We start from the raw sequence: 16821 nt of genomic DNA, 5'->3' as shown, positions 1-16821 counted from the left end.
CAACAAGTTAGAAATGGGTGTTGATAAATAACCCTAAGTGTTTGGGGGCGTTACACTAGCAACCATCGCAGACAAAGGGATTGCTGCGGCGCTCTTCAGCGAAGGTCGATTCCGGGCCATGTCCGGGAATGAACCTGACTTCATTGCCCAGGGGCCAAAGTCGACCTCGGATGGATTGGATGAGCGTAGCGTAATCGCCACGGGGGAAATCGGTGCGCCCGATGGAACCGTTGAACAGTACGTCACCGACCTGGGCAATTTGTGTGGCTCGATGAAAGAAGATTATGTGTCCCGGGGTGTGACCGGGGCAGTGAAAGACCTCCAGGCGCTCCTCCCCAATGGTGATTTCATCACCCTGGTCGAGCCATTGGTCCGGTATGCAGTTTGTACCCTCGCCAAATCCGAACATGGCGGTCTGTTGCTGCATATTATCCAGCAGGTAGGCGTCATCACGGTGCGGTCCCACAATCGGCAGGCTTAGACGTTGAGCCAGTTCATTGGCACCGCCGGCATGATCGAGATGGCCATGGGTGAGCAGGATGCATTCCGGTATGAGATCGAGGGCGTCGAGTTGACTCACCACCTGTTGGGTGTCACCCCCCGGATCGATGATAGCCGCATGCTGGGTCTTGTCGCACCAGAATAGGGTGCAGTTCTGCTGAAAGGGGGTGACTGGGATGATCTTGTAGTGCATCAGGTTATCTTCTGTAACAGAGATATAAGCTGTGATTCTGTTTTTGCGCCAAGTGCCACATCGGTGACCACACTGTCTTTCATCAACACCAGGGTGGGTGTTGCCCTGATATTGAATTGTCTGCCGGTTTCGGGATCCTTGCGCACATCCACTTTCACAATGCCGTCGTGCTGTTTTGCCAAACGCTCGATGATCGGGGTCATGGTGCGGCAAGGCGGACAGTTTTCACTATAGAAATAGAGCATCCGGTTGTTGCTTAGATTGCTGATTATCTTCTTGCCTACCAGGCGCTTTGCAGACATGTAGCTGAACAGGGGCACAAGTATGAGAAAACTTGCAACCAACAGCAGTATGATCATTACCCAGGACATAGCAATAGTCTACCCCGTGTGTACAGGTTCAAGATCCGTTTATGGTTTTTTCATGCAGGCCAGATACAATGTCAATCTGATTCTAACCGTATTATTGAATAAAAGGTTATCAGTTTTCCAACGTCTGACGATATGTTCCCTCATCGGCATGGTCTGCAGGGTTCCCCTGTCAGGCAGATTATGAGCCAGACAGAGGGTTGTTTGGCGCTGGGAGCGGTTCACTGAAAGACTCGTCCCTTGCGAACGAATGGGTTGTTAGATGGATCAGATGACGATTATCTTTGCCGTTGGGGGGTTATTGGCCCTCACCTTGATATTGGCGAGTGTTGCTCACCGCTATCATGCCTTCGTGGAAGAGCGCCGACAGCATGTGCAGCGCATCCTGAAGCGGGTGGCAGAGATCGATGGGCTTATCAGGCGCATGGTCGGATTGCCAGTACCGGTTGAGCTGGAGCGGGTTTTACGCCGCGATATCATTGCCCGCTTGCACGCGGTGAAAGGTGTGCATGCCCGCTATAAGGGGATCAACGAGATGATTGCCCAGGCGCAGCATGCGCTTGAACAGGTAGTTGCAAGCCCGGCCTCTGGCCCTATGAGTGAACAGAATGTGGAGCGCTTTTCCCGCCTGATTGGCGAGATCGAGTGGCTGCTGAAGGAGGACAGGCTGCTGGTAGCCATAGACGATCAGGAGAAGGGGCAGTTGCTGGAGATGATCGTCGTACGGCGAACCGAAACCCTCTACAGCTATCATTTGCGTGAAGGGAAACGGTTATTAGAGGGCAGACAACTCCATCAGGCCCAATGGCACTGCGAGCAGGTTAAGTCATTGTTGAAAAATATGGATATGCAGAGTGATCAGCTCAATGCCTGGCGACAGGAGGCTGATCAGTTATGCCAGCAGGTTGCTCAACACCTCTCTTAATTACTCGTCTCATCCTCGGAGTGGTCTTCCAGGGGTTCCGAGATACGGTGATTCTCATCAAACCAGTCTCCCAGGTCGATGAGACGACAGCGTTCACTACAGAAAGGGCGCCAGGGTGAGCCCTCTGACCAGACGACAGGTTTACCGCATGTGGGGCATGGGACGGTTCGCTGCTGGCTGCTGCACATGGTGTTAAAAGATACAGGCGGTTAGCTGGAAATCCACATCTTGCGTGGTTTGCACGGGTTTACTGGTTTCCCCAACCTCCAGGAAGCGGATGCTGAAGCGGTGCTTGTTACCGCTGATCTCGGTGAAGGTTGCCGTATTTCTGGGGAGTCCGACGCGAATCAACTGGGCCGGAGATGAGCTATCGAGGGTTTTCTGGAAGAATCCCTGCGTGGCCAGCTCCTGGGTCGGAAGGTTGCTGGCGCGTACCAGATTCAATAGCAGTACCACGGCCTCACGCACCGGGTGCAGCTCATGCATCCATTCGCTCATCTGGTTTTGGCGTAACTCGTGGGACTGGTTCAACCAGTGGTGGTACTGGGGCAGATCGAAATTGCAGCCCCCTCCCGGGATGCTGCTGCGCTGCAAAATAGCGGTGAGAAATTCATTACTGCGCAGCTTGCGGGCAATCTGGCCATCCATGCGATATACCTGATGAATCGCCTGTTCCAGATCATCCAATACCTGTCCCAACGCCTGCATGTCGACGCCCGGTTGCTGGCGTACCCGTTCAAGGTTCGCTGTGTGGCGCTCCAACTCCTTGAGAATCTCGGTCTTCAGGTCGGAGCGGCTGAAGATGGTGATGATACTCAGCAGGCCGTCTATGGCGGCCCGGTTACTCCAGATGTCAGCCATCGGGCGGAAATGATCCACATGCAGAAACAGATGTTCGAGTCGAAGAAAGGTGCGAATCCTTTCGTTCAACGGATGCTCAAAGTGAATCAAATCGGTCACGAGAGATCTGTTATCCATTAGCTGTTGAAAGTAAAAAGAATATTCGAATACCACTGTGACGCTGCCGCAGCGTCCCGGATTTATTTGTCATTATTATGTCAGGGCTTGAGGATTACTGCTAACCTCGAGCGTATTAATGGTCGCTTTTGTTATCGGGTTTGCAACTACAGATATTTAACCACGCACGCCGGGACTGACAGTGAAGCCGTCTATTATATTCACATAGTTTATCCGCTCGAACGCGCTGGGATCGGCAACACTGATCTGACTGACCCTGCCGCGAATCTCCTCGACCGATTCGAATCCCTGCTCTTCCATCCATGCCTCGATACCTGCAATGATGGGCTGGATTGCCTTGGGACCCTGTTCCAGCAGCAGGCTGCAGAGGTGGACCACATCGGCGCCGGCCAACAGCAGCTTGATGGCATCCTCCGGGGTATGTACACCACCGGTGGCCCCGAGCGAGAGCAGGGTGCGGCCATGCAGGATGGCTATCCAGCGCATCGCCAGCAAGGATTCAGCGGATGTGGAGGTCTGCAGGCTGGAGGTGAGACGCAGATTATCGATGTTGATGTCGGGCTGATAGAAGCGGTTGAACAGTGAAACGCCGCTGGCGCCCGCCAATTCCAGCTGTTTCACCATGTTCGCCATGGCGCTGAAGGCCGGTGAGAGTTTCATGTTGATGGGTATGGAAACCTGCTGTTTCAGCTGCTTGAGCAGTTCGATATAGCGCTGTTCGATCTCGCGGCCGCTGACCGTGATGTCGGCGGCGACCTGATAGATGTTCAATTCCAGTGCATCCGCGCCCGCCTGCTCCATCTCCCGGGCATGGGCAATCCAGCCGCCTGGAGTGGTGCCGTTGAGACTGGCGATGACAGGGATCTCCAGGGCCTGTTTCAACCCCCGCAGATTCTCCAGATAGCGCTCCTGACCATTGGAGAAATCGTAATGGTCTGGCAGGAAACCATCCGCCTCGGAGAAGCCGGTCTCCTGGTGGTGGAGAAAACGCACCATGGTCTCCTCTTCCTGAGTGACGGACTCCTCGAACAGGGAATACATGATTATGGCAGCGGCACCGGCATCTTCCATGCGGCGTGCATCATCGATGCTGCGGGAGAGGGGGGATGCGGAGGGCACCAGGGGGTTTTTCAACCGCATGCCCAGGTAATGGCTTGTCAGATCCATAACATTCTCTCGGCTGGTGGAGTGGTATAGCTCATCTTACATGGTAGATGGCATGTTATGTAATTTCGAGTCGCATGATGCAGAGTGGGCTACAGTGATCTGGTGTCATTTTGGTTGGGGCATAAACCAGGTACAGCAAGGAGCGCCTTGCGTAATCGCGTCGGTATTCTCAGTTTTCCCTCTGTTCATGCAGATTGAACTGCTCGCGGAAAAACTCCGTTACCAGTTTCGCCTTGCTGTGTGAGTCCAGATTCTCCGCCAATACTATCTTCCCTTTTGTGGTCTGTGCTATGACGTGATATTCGATCTTATGGGTGTTACCGCGCTGGGTCGATGTGGAACCCTTCTTAAACTCTATGTTACGCAGTTCATGGTAGCGGGCATTCTTCCAGCGGATAGTGATACCCAGCAGGCGCCGAATGGTCACCACTTGTCTGCCATCCCAGGCTATGTAGAGGCTGTTCAAGGCAGTGTAGAGGCCAGCCAGCGCCACCATGCTACCCAGAAAGGTGAATATGCCTCCCATGAAGTAGAGCATCCCACCCTCTTGCGCCGCCTTACCCCACAGCACCACACCGGCAATGGCAAAGACCACACCAACCACCGTGAACACAGTGGATAGCACCGGTTGGCGCAGCATCGGGTAGTAGAGCTCCTGCAGCATGCCGTTGCGACGCAGTGGCAGCACCATTTCGGCGGTCAATTCGGGCATGCCGCGGGGCGTCTCCTTGCCGGAGTCCAGATGCAGGAAACGGGACTGCTCAGCGGTGGCATAGACCGGTATGGTGTAAGAGCGATCCAGATCGATCCCCGGCTGTTCCGCCTTGATATTCAGACGCCAGAAATAGTGGTTACCCGTCTCCTCCTCGCTGGGGTTTAGACCCTCCGGCACGCTGAAGCGAAAACCCAATCGCATCCCCCGGGCTGCCGGCTCCACCTGGGCGTATCCGCTGTCTTGCCACTTCACCTCTTCACTACGGGAACGGTTCTTACCACTGCCGGTGACATAACTGTAGATGCAACTCAGGGTCACCTCACAGACCAGATCGGACACATAAGGTAGATCAATCTGGATCTCGCCACCCACGTCACCCCCGATTGAGCCGGGAAAGGGATCCAGGGTCAGCGGGGTATAGCCAAAACGGCGCCACTCCAGGGTCTGTTTCACAGTCCAGTATAAGAGCCCCATGCCAATCAGGGGGAAGAGCAGGATCAACAGCGCCAGGGCGCCCTCCTTGCGCCAAACTTCCGGTACGGCAATGGCGGCCGGGATACTCAGGGCATTCCAAAAGATGGTGAAACCCCAGAACAGATACATCCCAAGACGGGCCCCAGAAAGGATGCGGTTATCGGCCCACTCGGGGCGTGCCAGCCAGGGTTTCTGTTTAGCCTCCGGTGTATCGATGACACGCTTGCCGCGCAGGCCGAATAGGATCAGGCCCAGACCGGCGCCGCCAAATACGATGATGAAGATGGTGTTGAAGCCGATCATGCCCCAACGTAAGTCACGGTTAAGCACCGCCTGGTTGGGATCTGAGGGATCGTAGTAGACCGGCACCGGTTGTTGTTTGTGATATAACTTTTGAAGCTGGCGGCCAAGTTGTTGCTGAAAGTCGCCGATATTGTCACTGCCGCCGTGTATCGCCACCCGGTCACCGGAATATTTGACCCCATTCACCTGATAGCGATAGCGGGCCTCGGCTTGGTAAGTGGTAGTGTCGTCTGAACGATGGTGGCTCACCTCTGCCGAGATCAGGCTACCCTGGGCTTGTTCCCAGGAGGCCATCTGCACAGCATCAAAAACAGAGACCGCCGTTTTATAAATAAAGAAGAGACCAATGGCAAAAAAGGGCAGGCCAAATATTGCCAGAAGCCAGCTGCGTATACGTTTTTCTTTTCTCATCGCCCTGCCTGTACCGAATAGCCGCTATCAATTGCGTCGCATAGATTATAGGAAACATAGTGTTTCCAATGTTACTCAGCCTGATTCTGCGAAAACGTTATTATTTCATCGGCCATCGGCTGGTACTGTTGAGAGGAATTTCGGATATTGCTCACCCTCTCCCATCAAGGGAGAGGGGCATTTATGCCGGTTACCGGTGCAAAGGTGTGTTAACGGGACAATCCCCGTATTTTCAGCTTTCGGATGCTAGGTCTGCAGCTCCTCGCCGCTATTGATTGCCTAAGCGCAGCAGCAGGGCTGGCTACATTCTGTTACAGAGCAATACCTGCGGTAACAGGCAGAACACCCTGATCATGCTAATGTAGAGTTGGCAGGATGCTTACGCTGTTGTGGTTTAGATAGACGTGTAATCAAGGATGGTGCAATGATGATAAGGCATGGGATTTATCTGGTGTGAGGCATTCGATGCAGATCAATACCGAATCGGGACCCGCAAGGATCCTGCTGGTCGAGGACGATGTGGAGCTTGCCGAACTGGTGCAGGAGTATCTGCAGCGCTATGAGTTCGAGGTGAGCCTGGAACACCGTGGCGATACCGCTCCGGCGCGGGTGCGGGAGCAGCATCCTGATGTCCTGGTGCTGGATCTGAATCTGCCGGGTCGGGACGGGTTGGATATCTGCAGGGAGCTGCGTGCGGAGTATCCGGGCCCGATCGTGATGTTCACCGCCCGGGACGAGGATGTGGATGAGATCGTCGGTCTCGAACTGGGCGCCGATGACTATCTGACCAAGCCGGTGGAACCGAGGGTCCTGCTGGCAAGGCTCCGCTCCCTGTTGCGCCGCTTTCGACACAGCGAGCACAACCCTCAGGATGATGACCAGCTGCATTTCGGTACCCTGCTTATCGATGCCAGTGCGCGCGCAGTGAGCATCGATGAACAGGAGGTAGAGCTCTCCACCGGGGAGTTCGATCTGCTCTGGCTGTTGGCTACAAAGGCAGGCAAGGTGGTGAATCGGGACAGTGCCTTGAAGACCCTGCGCGGTTTCGGTTACGACGGCCTCGACCGCTCGGTGGATATCGGCATCTCCAGGTTGCGGCGCAAACTCGGCGACGATGCCAACCACCCCTATCGCATCAAGACCGTACGTGGCCGGGGTTATCTGTTCGTACCGGATGCCTGGGACTGATCCCCATGGCCCGACTCTACATCACCCTGTATGGGGTACTCTTCATTACCATCGCCTTCTTTTTCGCCAGCCTGAACTGGTTTCCCGACCTGGTTCTGCACGGCACCGTGAAACGCTACTATGAACGGGCCATGCTCGGGGCCTATGAGCTTGTGGAGAATCGCTTGCAGGGCAAACCCCCATCCAGCTGGGAGGAGGTTATCCGCGATCTGGAACCCCACTTTCATTATGGATTGGGACTCTACACCCTGGATCGGATCGAGGCTTCCGAAAAGCAGAAGCGCATCGTGCAGACGGGAGAGCTGATCTTCCTCGAAGAGGTGGAGCAGACCCGGTTCTTCAGACGTGTATTCGACTCCGACCAGTATCTGATGATGGTGCTGGGCCCCAACCCGGAGCAGGAGGAGCGGGATCAGGTGGCGGGTATAGTCTACCTGATCGAGGCAAAGTTCCTGGCCAGGGAACCCGCGGATTGGCCCACTGTGCTGATGGAGCTGGACAGGATATTCGATATGCCCTTGTCGTTGTTCAGCATCGATGATCCGGCGCTGCCCCAGGATCGATTGGTAGACATCGAGGCGGGGAAGACTGTCATCCTGGGTCTGGAGGAGATGAAGGAGACCTACTATAAACGTCTGGGAGAATCCGACCAGGTGTTCCGCGCCGGTCCCTTTCCCCTGCCGCCCCTGATACGCTACTTCAATCCTATCCTCTATTTTCTCCTGGCGCTGTTGATCGCCCTTGCGGTATACGTCTGGGTACGCCCGGTGTGGCGGGATCTCACCCGCATCGATCGGGGTGTGCGGGAATTGGGGGCCGGTGACCTGGACACCCGCCTGCTGGTCAGGCGCCGTTCGGCCCTGAAACCATTGGCGGATGCATTCAACACCATGGCCGATCGCCTGCAACGCCTGATCCACTCCCATCGGGAACTCACCGGTGCCGTCTCCCATGAATTGCGAACCCCCATCGCGCGGTTGCGCTTCAGGGTGGATATGTTGGAGGAGCCCCTGCGCGAGGGTGACCGTGAGCGCCACATCAGTGCCATGCGCAAGGATATCCAGGAGTTGGAGGAACTGGTCAGCGAATCCCTAAGCTACTCCAGGCTCGATCGGGAGCGCCCCGAGCTGGTGCTGGAGCCGGTCAATCTCAATGATTGGTTAAACGAGTTGTTGATCGATCTGGAGGAGTCACTGCCGACGCAACGCATCGTCTGCGAATGTTCAGTCGACACCGTTGATACTGTTGTGAACCTGGATAGCCGATTGATGGGGCGGGCGGTGAAGAATCTGTTGCGGAATGCTCACCGGCACGCCGCTTCAAAGATCGTGTTGCGCGGGGATTGTGGTAATGGGGAAGCGAGCATTGTCGTGGAGGATGATGGGACGGGGGTGCCAGAAGAGGAGAGGGAGCGCATCTTCGAACCCTTCGCCCGCCTTGACAGCGCCCGCGATCGGGAGTCGGGGGGTGTCGGTCTTGGACTCGCCATTGTCAATCAGATCGCCCGTTGGCACGACGGCAGGGTGTGGGTCGAGAACTCAGGCTTGGGGGGTGCCCGGTTTATTATTGCTTGGCCTGAGCAAGCCACTGAGAACCTCAAAGAGTAAAAACGCCGGATTCACTTGCTTGATGCCCGGGTAACTGGCCGACTGGCCAGAATCCGATCGCAAGTTGACACTGGCATATCTGCAGGATCAGGGAATGGATTGGGGAATACCCATAAGACTTTATCAACAGTTTTTATGGAACAGTGAAAAGGATGCCGAAACTATTGCGTGGAAGTTATCCGATGCCACCTCAACGAAAGTTCATGCCATGATCGGGTTACAAGGGCGTGCCACATCAATCATGAATTTAGTCTGATAATGGGAATCGGTGAACTACTTTCAGCTCCGGTGTGACTTCGCTGCTCTCCAAATACGAAATTGCAGTTGCGTGCCGCTTCATATAATCAAACATATCCTGTTTTCTAGAGAAGGATTTTGGTGGTTTGCCCTTGCCTGAAAAGATCAGCATGGTCCAGTAAGATTTAAGCTGTGTCGGTGTTTTACTGGAGATGAGGCGGTAGAACGTATCTCGCAATCGATGATCGCGGATTTGGATTAGATTTGCTTTCTTGCCATTGGCCAATCTATTTGTCCTGGAGAGAAACAAATTCGAAACTTCCTTTTTGCTGAGTGCGTTGATTGGGGAATTGGCTGGCACCACGATCGCAATATCGGCCTGAAGTAGTGATACATGGCATAACAGGATCAGAAGCATTAACCGTTTCATCAGAAGACCCCTTCCAGCAAAACGGTAAATACGTTAGCTTCACTTTCTACGCGACCGCGAAGCGGGTCTGATTCATCGATAATTTCGATGCGTTCTGCCTGGGCCTTAAGTGAATAGTTTCCACCCAAATCATAGCGAAACCCAATGCCTAAAGTCTCACGGTCATTGTCTCCAATCCGTTGAGAAGGTGGCGCACCACCAGGGGGAGGAGGTGCGGAACTCGGTGGTGCGGGGGCTGTAAAGGCCTCAAAATGCTGGCTTGCACGTACTGCCAAAATATAAGGTGTAAAAGAGCCCATCGGATAAGCGATCGACAAATAAGACAACATATCATCTGGGCTGATTTCTGCGTCAGAATCGCTTAACCCTGCATTGACAACAACATCCCGAAACCGTATTTCGGTTTCTATGCTGATCATGTTAGAGCTGGCATTATCGTCAATCATTTGGCCAAGTGGTGTAGAGACTTCATAGCCTGCATGCGCAAGCGCACCTCTCACCCAGAAATCCCTCCCTTCATATTTAATCGCAACCAGGCTTAGAAGTTCGCCGTCTACGTTCGAACTTTGATGCTCCGGTTCACCCAGACTGAATTGGAGACTCAGGAATGAATCTTTCAACGGGACGCGCTTGATGAGCTCTATACCCCGGTTATCGATGAAACCACCTGCGCCGGAGCCAGGTACTAGGGGACGTGCCCAGAGGCGTGAATAGCTAACACTTTTAAGCTCTGTTCCCTGCAGAAATGGAACTAAAAACATACCTAGACGGATATCGTAGTTATTGCCGAGATCGTAACTTAGATAGGCCCAGTCCAGCGACTTGTCGAATTCGTTATGTTGGTCATAAAACGTGGAGCCCTGCACAAAGGCGCTCAGATCAGACGATATCTCCAATTCGACCTGCAGTCCGAAAACTGAGCTCTTTAAAGTTGACTCCTTCGCATCAAGCACACGTGGAATATTGCCATTCGAGATTACCGGGATTGCTTCGTCGGTATAGGTCAGGTCCAGCGTATAGAAACCATCGATAGTCAGTGCGTCTTGCCAGCGATTTTCATTTGCACTAAGGTTAGAGCAAACCAATCCTGATAATAGAAAACAAAGGCCTATCCTCAAGGCGCTAATATACCCCGCTTTATTTAAATGCTTGTTATTCATGAATAAATACTGGTTATCGAAGCGGCATGTTAGCAATCGATCAGGAAAAATAACAATTCAATGACGATATTTCAGAAAATGTTGGTTACGCCATTTCTCGGTCTTTCGCTCTATACCGGACTGATCATTTATGGCTTATTTGAGTATACTGACAATAATAGACAAATTGAAGGTATTAGCGAAAAGTACCTGTCCTTGCTTGAGCTTTCAAACGAAAACTCGCGTTTGTTTAAACTGATTGTTGTGCAATTTAAAGATGCCGTCTTGGCAGGTGAACAGGAATGGGTCTCATACACACATGAATATAAAGACCAGATAAATTTAAATATCGACCAACTTGCCAATGCGTTTGAGGTTTTAGACCCGGCCTTCACCAGTCAATTGAGAATCGACTTCAACCTGTATTACTCCAACGCTCTAACGCTTTCTCTCGCCTTACTGAAAGATGACCGTGAACTCTCATCGCACGAAACATTAATCCAATCAGTGGAACGATATAGCAATCTCACTTCAATTCATCTGAAACGCCAAAACGAGCAGATCAAACAACACTTAATACAAGCGATCGAACACTCAAATTACAAACTCAATCAGTTACTGGTGTGGGGCACCGGAGTTGCCATACTTCTGCTGATAATAATGGTTTCTGTCACAACGATTATATCCCTATCAACGAAGCGAAGTTTTGCGCAGGTAATCGATAGAATGAAGGCGCTGGCCGAAGGGCGCCCGGACTTCAGTCGCCGTCTTGAGCATCCGAATAAGGATGAATTGGGGTATTTAATTCACTGGTTTAATAAGCTGTCAGAGACTCTGGAGAACGATTATTCCAAGATCCAGAAACTTTCGATAACCGACAAATTGACGCAGCTGAGTAACAGGACCCACAGCGATGAATACCTGCGAAGACAATTAATGCATTCCCGCGAGGTTAGTTGCCAACTAGTCGTGATTATCGCAGACATTGATCATTTTAAGTCCATAAATGACCGATATGGTCACCTGTATGGTGACCATGTATTGCGCGAGTTCTCTATGATTCTTAAACAATATACTCGCGTGCAGGATTTTATTGGGCGCTGGGGCGGTGAAGAATTCATCATCGTAATGCCGGATGTCGGTCTCGAACAGGCAATAAAGAATGCAGAGCGCTTAAGAGCAACGATTGAGCGACACGATTTTGGAGAGGCAGGCAAGGTCACTGCTAGTTTCGGTATATCGTATGGAATTGAAGGTGACACTCAGGAAGGACTAATGAAGAGGGCTGACCAGTGCCTTTATAAAGCCAAAAATAAAGGTCGAAATCAGATTGCGGTGGATAAACGTTAATAAAAAATCTTATCGCAAACTGAACCCAGACAGGGCGATTTTAATATTGGCAATTTTAGGTAAAATTTGTAAACAGTGAATTACCTGATTATAAGTTTTTAATAGACAAATACGGGGACACCCGAATAAATATTGCCAACCCGCTGTATATCAATGGATTAACCGCAGCAGGGAATGCTGCCATGAATTAGGATTAGAATTTTAAGGCGATTGATAGTTAAATTATTATCTTATGCGTGTCCCCTTATCTGATCTATAATTGGAGACGCCAATATAAACGTCTATCTGAGAAACAGTTTAATAACATGAACGGAGTCGATTATTCGAAACAGGAGAGTGAGGAAATCCGCAAATTAAAGCGCGAGATCGCCGATCTCAAGGAGGAGCGCGATTTCCTAAAAAAAGCAGCGGCGTACTTCTCGAATCAAAATCGGTGAAGTACGCCTATGTAGAATCTCTGCGGGGCCAGCATGCGATACACAAGATGTGTGCATGGCTGGGTGTGAGTCGATCGGGCTACTACAAGTGGCGTAATCGCCAGCCGAGCGAGCAGGCATTACGTCGTGAGCAGGTGCGCCAGGCCGTGATTTTGGTATTTGAGCAGTTCAAAAAGCGCTATGGGGCGCCACGCATCAGGCTGGAGCTGAATGAAGCAGGTATTCCCTGTAGCCTCAACCATGTTGCCAGATTGATGGCAGAATCCGGCTTAAAGGCCCGTAATGGCAAGCATTTCAAATTTTATCCATCGGGTAATGCCATCAATCATGTCAGCGAGAATCTGCTTGGGCGAAACTTCAGTGCCAGCACCCCGGATGAGAAATGGGTATCGGATATTACCTATATCAAGCTGGAGCATGGCTTTGTTTATCTAGCGGTGGTCATGGACCTTTTCTCACGACAGATTATCGGCTGGGCACTGGACACGTCGATGACAACGGAATTGATCATAGAGGCCTTTGAGATGGCAAAAGCACACCGCAACGTAAAGCCTGGGCTCATTCTTCACTCAGACAGGGGTGTTCAGTATCGCTCATCTGAGTATCAAGGAAAGTTGTATGAACAAGGTATACGGCCTAGTATGAGTCGAAAAGGTAACTGCTGGGACAATGCTGCAGTCGAATCTTTCTTTGCGAGAATGAAGGTGGAGTCGATCTATGCAGAGAGATTTCTAACCAAGGAAGATGCTTATGCATGCGTATTTGAATATATCGAACTGTTCTACAACAGTGTCCGACGGCACTCAACTATCGATTATAAAAGCCCAAGGCAATTTGAAGAAGACTACTATGCTCAGTGTGCATAATTTAATGTCTACTTTTTGTGGGTAGGATCAATTATTCAATAACACACCTAATGGGTAGCGTAGGTCTTTTCAAAAATGGCGGACATATTCATAAGTTACGGTTCTCAGGATGTGGAGGTGGCCGAGAGACTCTCCAGCATTCTCGAAGACGACGGATGGTCTGTTTGGTGGGATAGGAAGCTTGCCATCGGTCAGAGGGTTTTTCGAAGAATCGACCAGGAGTTGGCCGATGCGCGTTGCGTCGTCGTTATCTGGTCATTGACATCTTGTGAATCACATTGGGTGGAAACCGAATCATCAGAAGGACTGGAAAGAGGCATCCTCGTGCCTGTTCAAATCCAGAAGTGCCGCATCCCGTTCCAATTTCGGCAACTTAACACTGCGGACTTAATGGAGTGGGATCTAAAGAACTTAAGGCACGCTGAAATCATCAAAGTTCGAGAGTCTGTAAGAGTATTGCTAGATGAATCAGGCGAGCGCGAAGCAAAAGAAGATCTTGCGGGGTTGGCTGGAGTGGACGAAAGTCGGAGAACGGGGCTCCGGAAAGTATCCTCCGATCAACCCGGTACGATTGATCTCTTCGTACCGTACCTTGATATAGAGATGGAAGATATCGCAGAAAACGAAGGCGATTTTCTCCCACCAGAAACGATAGTCTCAGGTCCAAGTACAAGGTTACTGTTCGAATTTTCTGAAGAATCAATTCTGTGGATTGATTTATACAAATATCTCAAATCCTTGGGTCAGACGGAATGGCTCGAAGAGTTAGGTCGAGCAATCTATAGAGCACGAAATGCTCGTTCGCCCGGCGTACTTGAGTTGCAATTTAGAGCTACTACCAATGACCGTGTCTACCGACCTGTACTATATACAAGCATGGCTTTAACGGGAAGTTCGAAGCGCTTTCGGATTCTTTTCCTAGAGCAGAAAGAGGATAGGCTTCCACCAAGTACACCCTCCAATATTGTCCTGATTCAGTCACTCGTCAACAATGCGTTTGAGTTTCGCTATCGTGTCATTGAGCCATTTCTCAGAGTTTTCAATGAAGGTAACGAGGACAATTCTGTTGAACTACTAACTGACCTTCGTAAGAAAATAATTAGTTATGAGAAAGTGACGTCTCGGCGCGGATTCCTTGATACAAATAACCTTATGAGCATTTGTTCTGAGTCATCAGACAAAGAATCAGTTCTGGGATTGTTCCAACAATATTACAAATCAAGACAAAGTCTATTTGTTGCCATAGAAAACCAGAATGAAAGAGGTGTCAATGAGGAACTCGAAATACTTTCAGGTCAATATAAACAGTTTCTCGATATCTTGTTAAGGTCTTACCAAGTTGCAATTTCGAGAATCTAACAATGCCATACACGCGGACCATTCAACCGCTGTGCGGTTTCATGTCCGGTGATCGCTGCCGTTATGTACCAAAAACAAGGGATTAATTATGCCTGAATCGATTGGAGTTTTTCTTAGCTGGTCAGGAGAGAAGAGCAAACAACTAGCGAAGGTTTTTGATGGATGGTTGCCTTCCGTAATTCAAAGGATAGAGACGTATTATTCACCTGAAGATATATCTAAAGGGACCCGGTGGAATGATTCGGTAGCATCTAACCTTGAGAGGTCATCAACAGGAATAATTTTCATTACATCCACCAATACAACTGCACCTTGGATAATGTTTGAAGCGGGAGCTCTTTCTAAGAAGGTTGGTGCTTCCAGGGTTTGCCCACTTCTTTTCGAGATAGAGCCTACAGATTTGAGGGGGCCGCTTTCCCAATTCCAAGGTGCCAACTTCTCCAAAGAAGATATCTGGCAACTTATTAGTGATTTAAACGAGGAGTTGGATGAAGAAAGTCTGCCACATGACGTCCTTAGAAAATTGTTCGAAAAATGGTGGCCAGATCTCGAAGCAGATGTTGTAAAAGCCTTGAAGATTGAAGAACAAGATGAGATTGATGTTAGATCTGACCGGGAGTTGATAAAAGAAGTACTTACCCTCGTAAGAACATCTACCTTTCAATCATACGTAAGAGGGGTAGGCCCAGATCAAAAAGCAGTGGAAGATTTGGTGTTTGCATTCGCTAACTTGATACGAACCGCAAGTAAGCTAAGAAATGATGGCCTAATAAATGAGGTTGTGAAGATTGACCCACCATTAGCCAGGTTGCTAGTCCAATGCAGATATGGGCGTTCACAGTTTGAAGAGATGAGGCGCGAGATGGATGAGGTAACAAAAACGATCGATGCGGATACTGCCCGAATATGGAGCAAAGCCACACAGAATGGGAGCATGCTGCTCGGCGACGAAATATTCGGAATAGACTTAGAACATAAAAATGTATAACGAGACACGGGGTCTCGTTAATAAAGCTGTTAGGGCAAATAAAGTCGATTCATGTCTACTTGGATAATCGAAAACCTGGGGCATCTGCTAACCTCAGCATCCATCCTCATCGCATTCACAACCTGGCTTGTGAATCAAAAGAGCAATTTCCGTTCAGAGAAAATTAACCACACAGCCTCTATACTCAGCCAAACTAAGACCGTAAAGCACTTAGCTGAAGCAGATTACTTGATTAATAACCTAATCAATAAAAATGCCAAGATATCCAAGGAAGGGATCACACCAGAAATTGAAAAACCGATTTTCTTGATGCTCAATTACTATGAATCACTTTGCGCCCTAAGCGAGTTGGGAGTGATTGACAAGAAGACCCTTCTTCACTTGCGAGGCGGCTTGATGAAAAGGACATTTTATCTTTGTGAGCCGTACATCAGGCAGTATCGCCACGAACAGGGGCGCAAAGAGATCTATGCAAAGCTCGAGAAGTTTTCTGAGCAATTCGGGTGCTAGGCCCTAAAAATGTATAACGAGACACGGGGTCTCGTTAATAAAGCTGTTAAGTATCACTATGAGTAGACATCAGGGAAAACCAGAAGAACGAAGTTTTGACGGAGAAGAGCTTCCGTTGGAATTCAAATTGTCACGTTCGAAAATAATGTATATTGAAGATAAGTCGGAAGGTTTGGAAGGCGATGCTCGCATAGGTAGGGTATACCTCTCTAAGTCTGGGAAAACGCTTTATTACCGTGGTCAACAATTTCAAAGCCTTAAAGGTAGTGGTTACAAGGCAAACTATTTTGAGGTAGAGTCTGGAAACCATTTTTGGATTTCAGGTCCCAGAAAGGATCAACATGATCGGCTATATGGTGGTAATAGAGGTGTGGTGATCGATGATGACGTATATGAAGAATACATACAGAGTATCAATACTTAACAAATTGCTCCTGTTGACATTTTTCCGTTGCTTCTTTTGTGCTTGATAGCACAAAAGCATCCACTCCAAAAATGCAGCAGAGCAAGGGGTTAATGTCTGCTACTGAGAAGAACCACAAAGAAGTCTTCATGACAGCTATGGTCGCACTACGGACCTGTGGAGCTAAGTTGAATGCCACAAGATCTGGATAATCTGGCCCGCATCGCTTAATACATAACCCAGCACTCTGTTACATCCCGATACAATCCCTA

18 protein-coding genes are annotated in these 16821 nt (G+C 50.1%); 10 read left to right on the top strand and 8 right to left on the bottom strand.

Annotated features, from left to right (window positions below; genetic code table 11):
* Positions 1-55 precede the first annotated feature (55 nt).
* Entirely contained in the window at positions 56-694 is a 639-nt protein-coding gene (locus R2K28_RS16425; protein WP_316366139.1) for an MBL fold metallo-hydrolase, read from the bottom strand.
* Positions 694-1065 carry a thioredoxin family protein gene (locus R2K28_RS16420; protein ID WP_316366137.1) on the bottom strand — a complete coding sequence of 124 codons (372 nt, stop codon included), beginning with the start codon at positions 1063-1065 and terminating at the stop codon, positions 694-696. Before R2K28_RS16420 ends, R2K28_RS16425 begins: the two co-directional genes overlap by 1 nt.
* A 259-nt stretch (positions 1066-1324) precedes the next feature.
* Between R2K28_RS16420 and R2K28_RS16415 the strand changes: the two genes are divergently transcribed.
* Complete coding sequence (locus R2K28_RS16415; RefSeq protein WP_316366135.1) at positions 1325-1987, top strand: hypothetical protein; 663 nt, start codon at positions 1325-1327, stop codon at positions 1985-1987.
* On the opposite strand, the gene yacG is transcribed toward R2K28_RS16415, so the two are convergent.
* The 4 genes from yacG to R2K28_RS16395 form a co-directional block, all read right to left on the bottom strand.
* Complete coding sequence (gene yacG / locus R2K28_RS16410; protein WP_316366133.1) at positions 1984-2175, bottom strand: DNA gyrase inhibitor YacG; 192 nt, start codon at positions 2173-2175, stop codon at positions 1984-1986. The two genes, R2K28_RS16415 and yacG, sit on opposite strands and share 4 nt — an antisense overlap.
* A gap of 4 nt (positions 2176-2179) precedes the next feature.
* A complete protein-coding gene (gene zapD, locus R2K28_RS16405) occupies positions 2180-2947 on the bottom strand; it encodes a cell division protein ZapD (RefSeq protein WP_316366132.1) in 768 nt (255 codons plus the stop codon).
* 174 nt (positions 2948-3121) lie between these two features.
* Positions 3122-4132: a dihydroorotate dehydrogenase-like protein gene (locus R2K28_RS16400; RefSeq protein ID WP_316366130.1), complete on the bottom strand. Its 1011-nt coding sequence runs from the start codon at positions 4130-4132 to the stop codon at positions 3122-3124.
* A 169-nt stretch (positions 4133-4301) separates the two neighbouring features.
* Entirely contained in the window at positions 4302-6035 is a 1734-nt protein-coding gene (locus R2K28_RS16395; RefSeq protein ID WP_316366128.1) for a DUF3592 domain-containing protein, read from the bottom strand.
* A 465-nt stretch (positions 6036-6500) separates the two neighbouring features.
* On the opposite strand from R2K28_RS16395, the gene R2K28_RS16390 reads away from it, so the two are divergent.
* Together R2K28_RS16390 and R2K28_RS16385 are read left to right on the top strand one after the other, a co-directional pair.
* Positions 6501-7223 carry a response regulator gene (locus R2K28_RS16390; protein WP_316366125.1) on the top strand — a complete coding sequence of 241 codons (723 nt, stop codon included), beginning with the start codon at positions 6501-6503 and terminating at the stop codon, positions 7221-7223.
* Between the two features lie 5 nt (positions 7224-7228).
* Positions 7229-8830, top strand: coding sequence for an ATP-binding protein (locus R2K28_RS16385; protein WP_316366123.1), 1602 nt, complete (start codon positions 7229-7231; stop codon positions 8828-8830).
* A gap of 247 nt (positions 8831-9077) precedes the next feature.
* Here R2K28_RS16385 and R2K28_RS16380 read toward each other — a convergent pair whose 3' ends face one another.
* Together R2K28_RS16380 and R2K28_RS16375 are read right to left on the bottom strand one after the other, a co-directional pair.
* Positions 9078-9497, bottom strand: a complete 420-nt coding sequence (locus R2K28_RS16380; RefSeq protein ID WP_316366122.1) for a hypothetical protein — start codon at positions 9495-9497, stop codon at positions 9078-9080.
* Positions 9497-10657 (bottom strand): hypothetical protein, encoded by a 1161-nt coding sequence (locus tag R2K28_RS16375; RefSeq protein WP_316366121.1) that lies wholly within the window; start codon positions 10655-10657, stop codon positions 9497-9499. Before R2K28_RS16375 ends, R2K28_RS16380 begins: the two co-directional genes overlap by 1 nt.
* 60 nt (positions 10658-10717) lie before the next feature.
* On the opposite strand from R2K28_RS16375, the gene R2K28_RS16370 reads away from it, so the two are divergent.
* The 7 genes from R2K28_RS16370 to R2K28_RS16340 all read left to right on the top strand — a co-directional run bounded on the left by R2K28_RS16370 (position 10718) and on the right by R2K28_RS16340 (position 16570).
* The gene (locus R2K28_RS16370; protein WP_316366119.1) at positions 10718-11986 is read left to right on the top strand and encodes a diguanylate cyclase; all 1269 of its coding nucleotides are present in this window, start codon (positions 10718-10720) and stop codon (positions 11984-11986) included.
* Positions 11987-12222: 236 nt separating this feature from the next.
* Positions 12223-12423, top strand: a complete 201-nt coding sequence (locus R2K28_RS16365; protein WP_316366117.1) for a transposase — start codon at positions 12223-12225, stop codon at positions 12421-12423.
* The gene (locus R2K28_RS16360; protein ID WP_316366115.1) at positions 12420-13289 is read left to right on the top strand and encodes an IS3 family transposase; all 870 of its coding nucleotides are present in this window, start codon (positions 12420-12422) and stop codon (positions 13287-13289) included. Before R2K28_RS16365 ends, R2K28_RS16360 begins: the two co-directional genes overlap by 4 nt.
* Positions 13290-13406: 117 nt before the next feature.
* Entirely contained in the window at positions 13407-14648 is a 1242-nt protein-coding gene (locus R2K28_RS16355; protein ID WP_316366114.1) for a toll/interleukin-1 receptor domain-containing protein, read from the top strand.
* An 88-nt stretch (positions 14649-14736) separates the two neighbouring features.
* Positions 14737-15636: a TIR domain-containing protein gene (locus R2K28_RS16350; RefSeq protein WP_316366112.1), complete on the top strand. Its 900-nt coding sequence runs from the start codon at positions 14737-14739 to the stop codon at positions 15634-15636.
* Between the two features lie 51 nt (positions 15637-15687).
* Entirely contained in the window at positions 15688-16146 is a 459-nt protein-coding gene (locus R2K28_RS16345) for a DUF4760 domain-containing protein (RefSeq protein ID WP_316366110.1), read from the top strand.
* Positions 16147-16204: 58 nt separating this feature from the next.
* Entirely contained in the window at positions 16205-16570 is a 366-nt protein-coding gene (locus tag R2K28_RS16340) for a hypothetical protein (RefSeq protein WP_316366108.1), read from the top strand.
* Positions 16571-16821: the final 251 nt, after the last annotated feature.

The organism is Candidatus Thiodiazotropha sp. CDECU1 (genome assembly GCF_963455295.1).
Classification (GTDB): Bacteria; Pseudomonadota; Gammaproteobacteria; order Chromatiales; family Chromatiaceae; genus Thiodiazotropha.
Note: the sequence above shows the minus strand (reverse complement) of the source record. Positions and strands in the feature narration are given on the sequence as shown.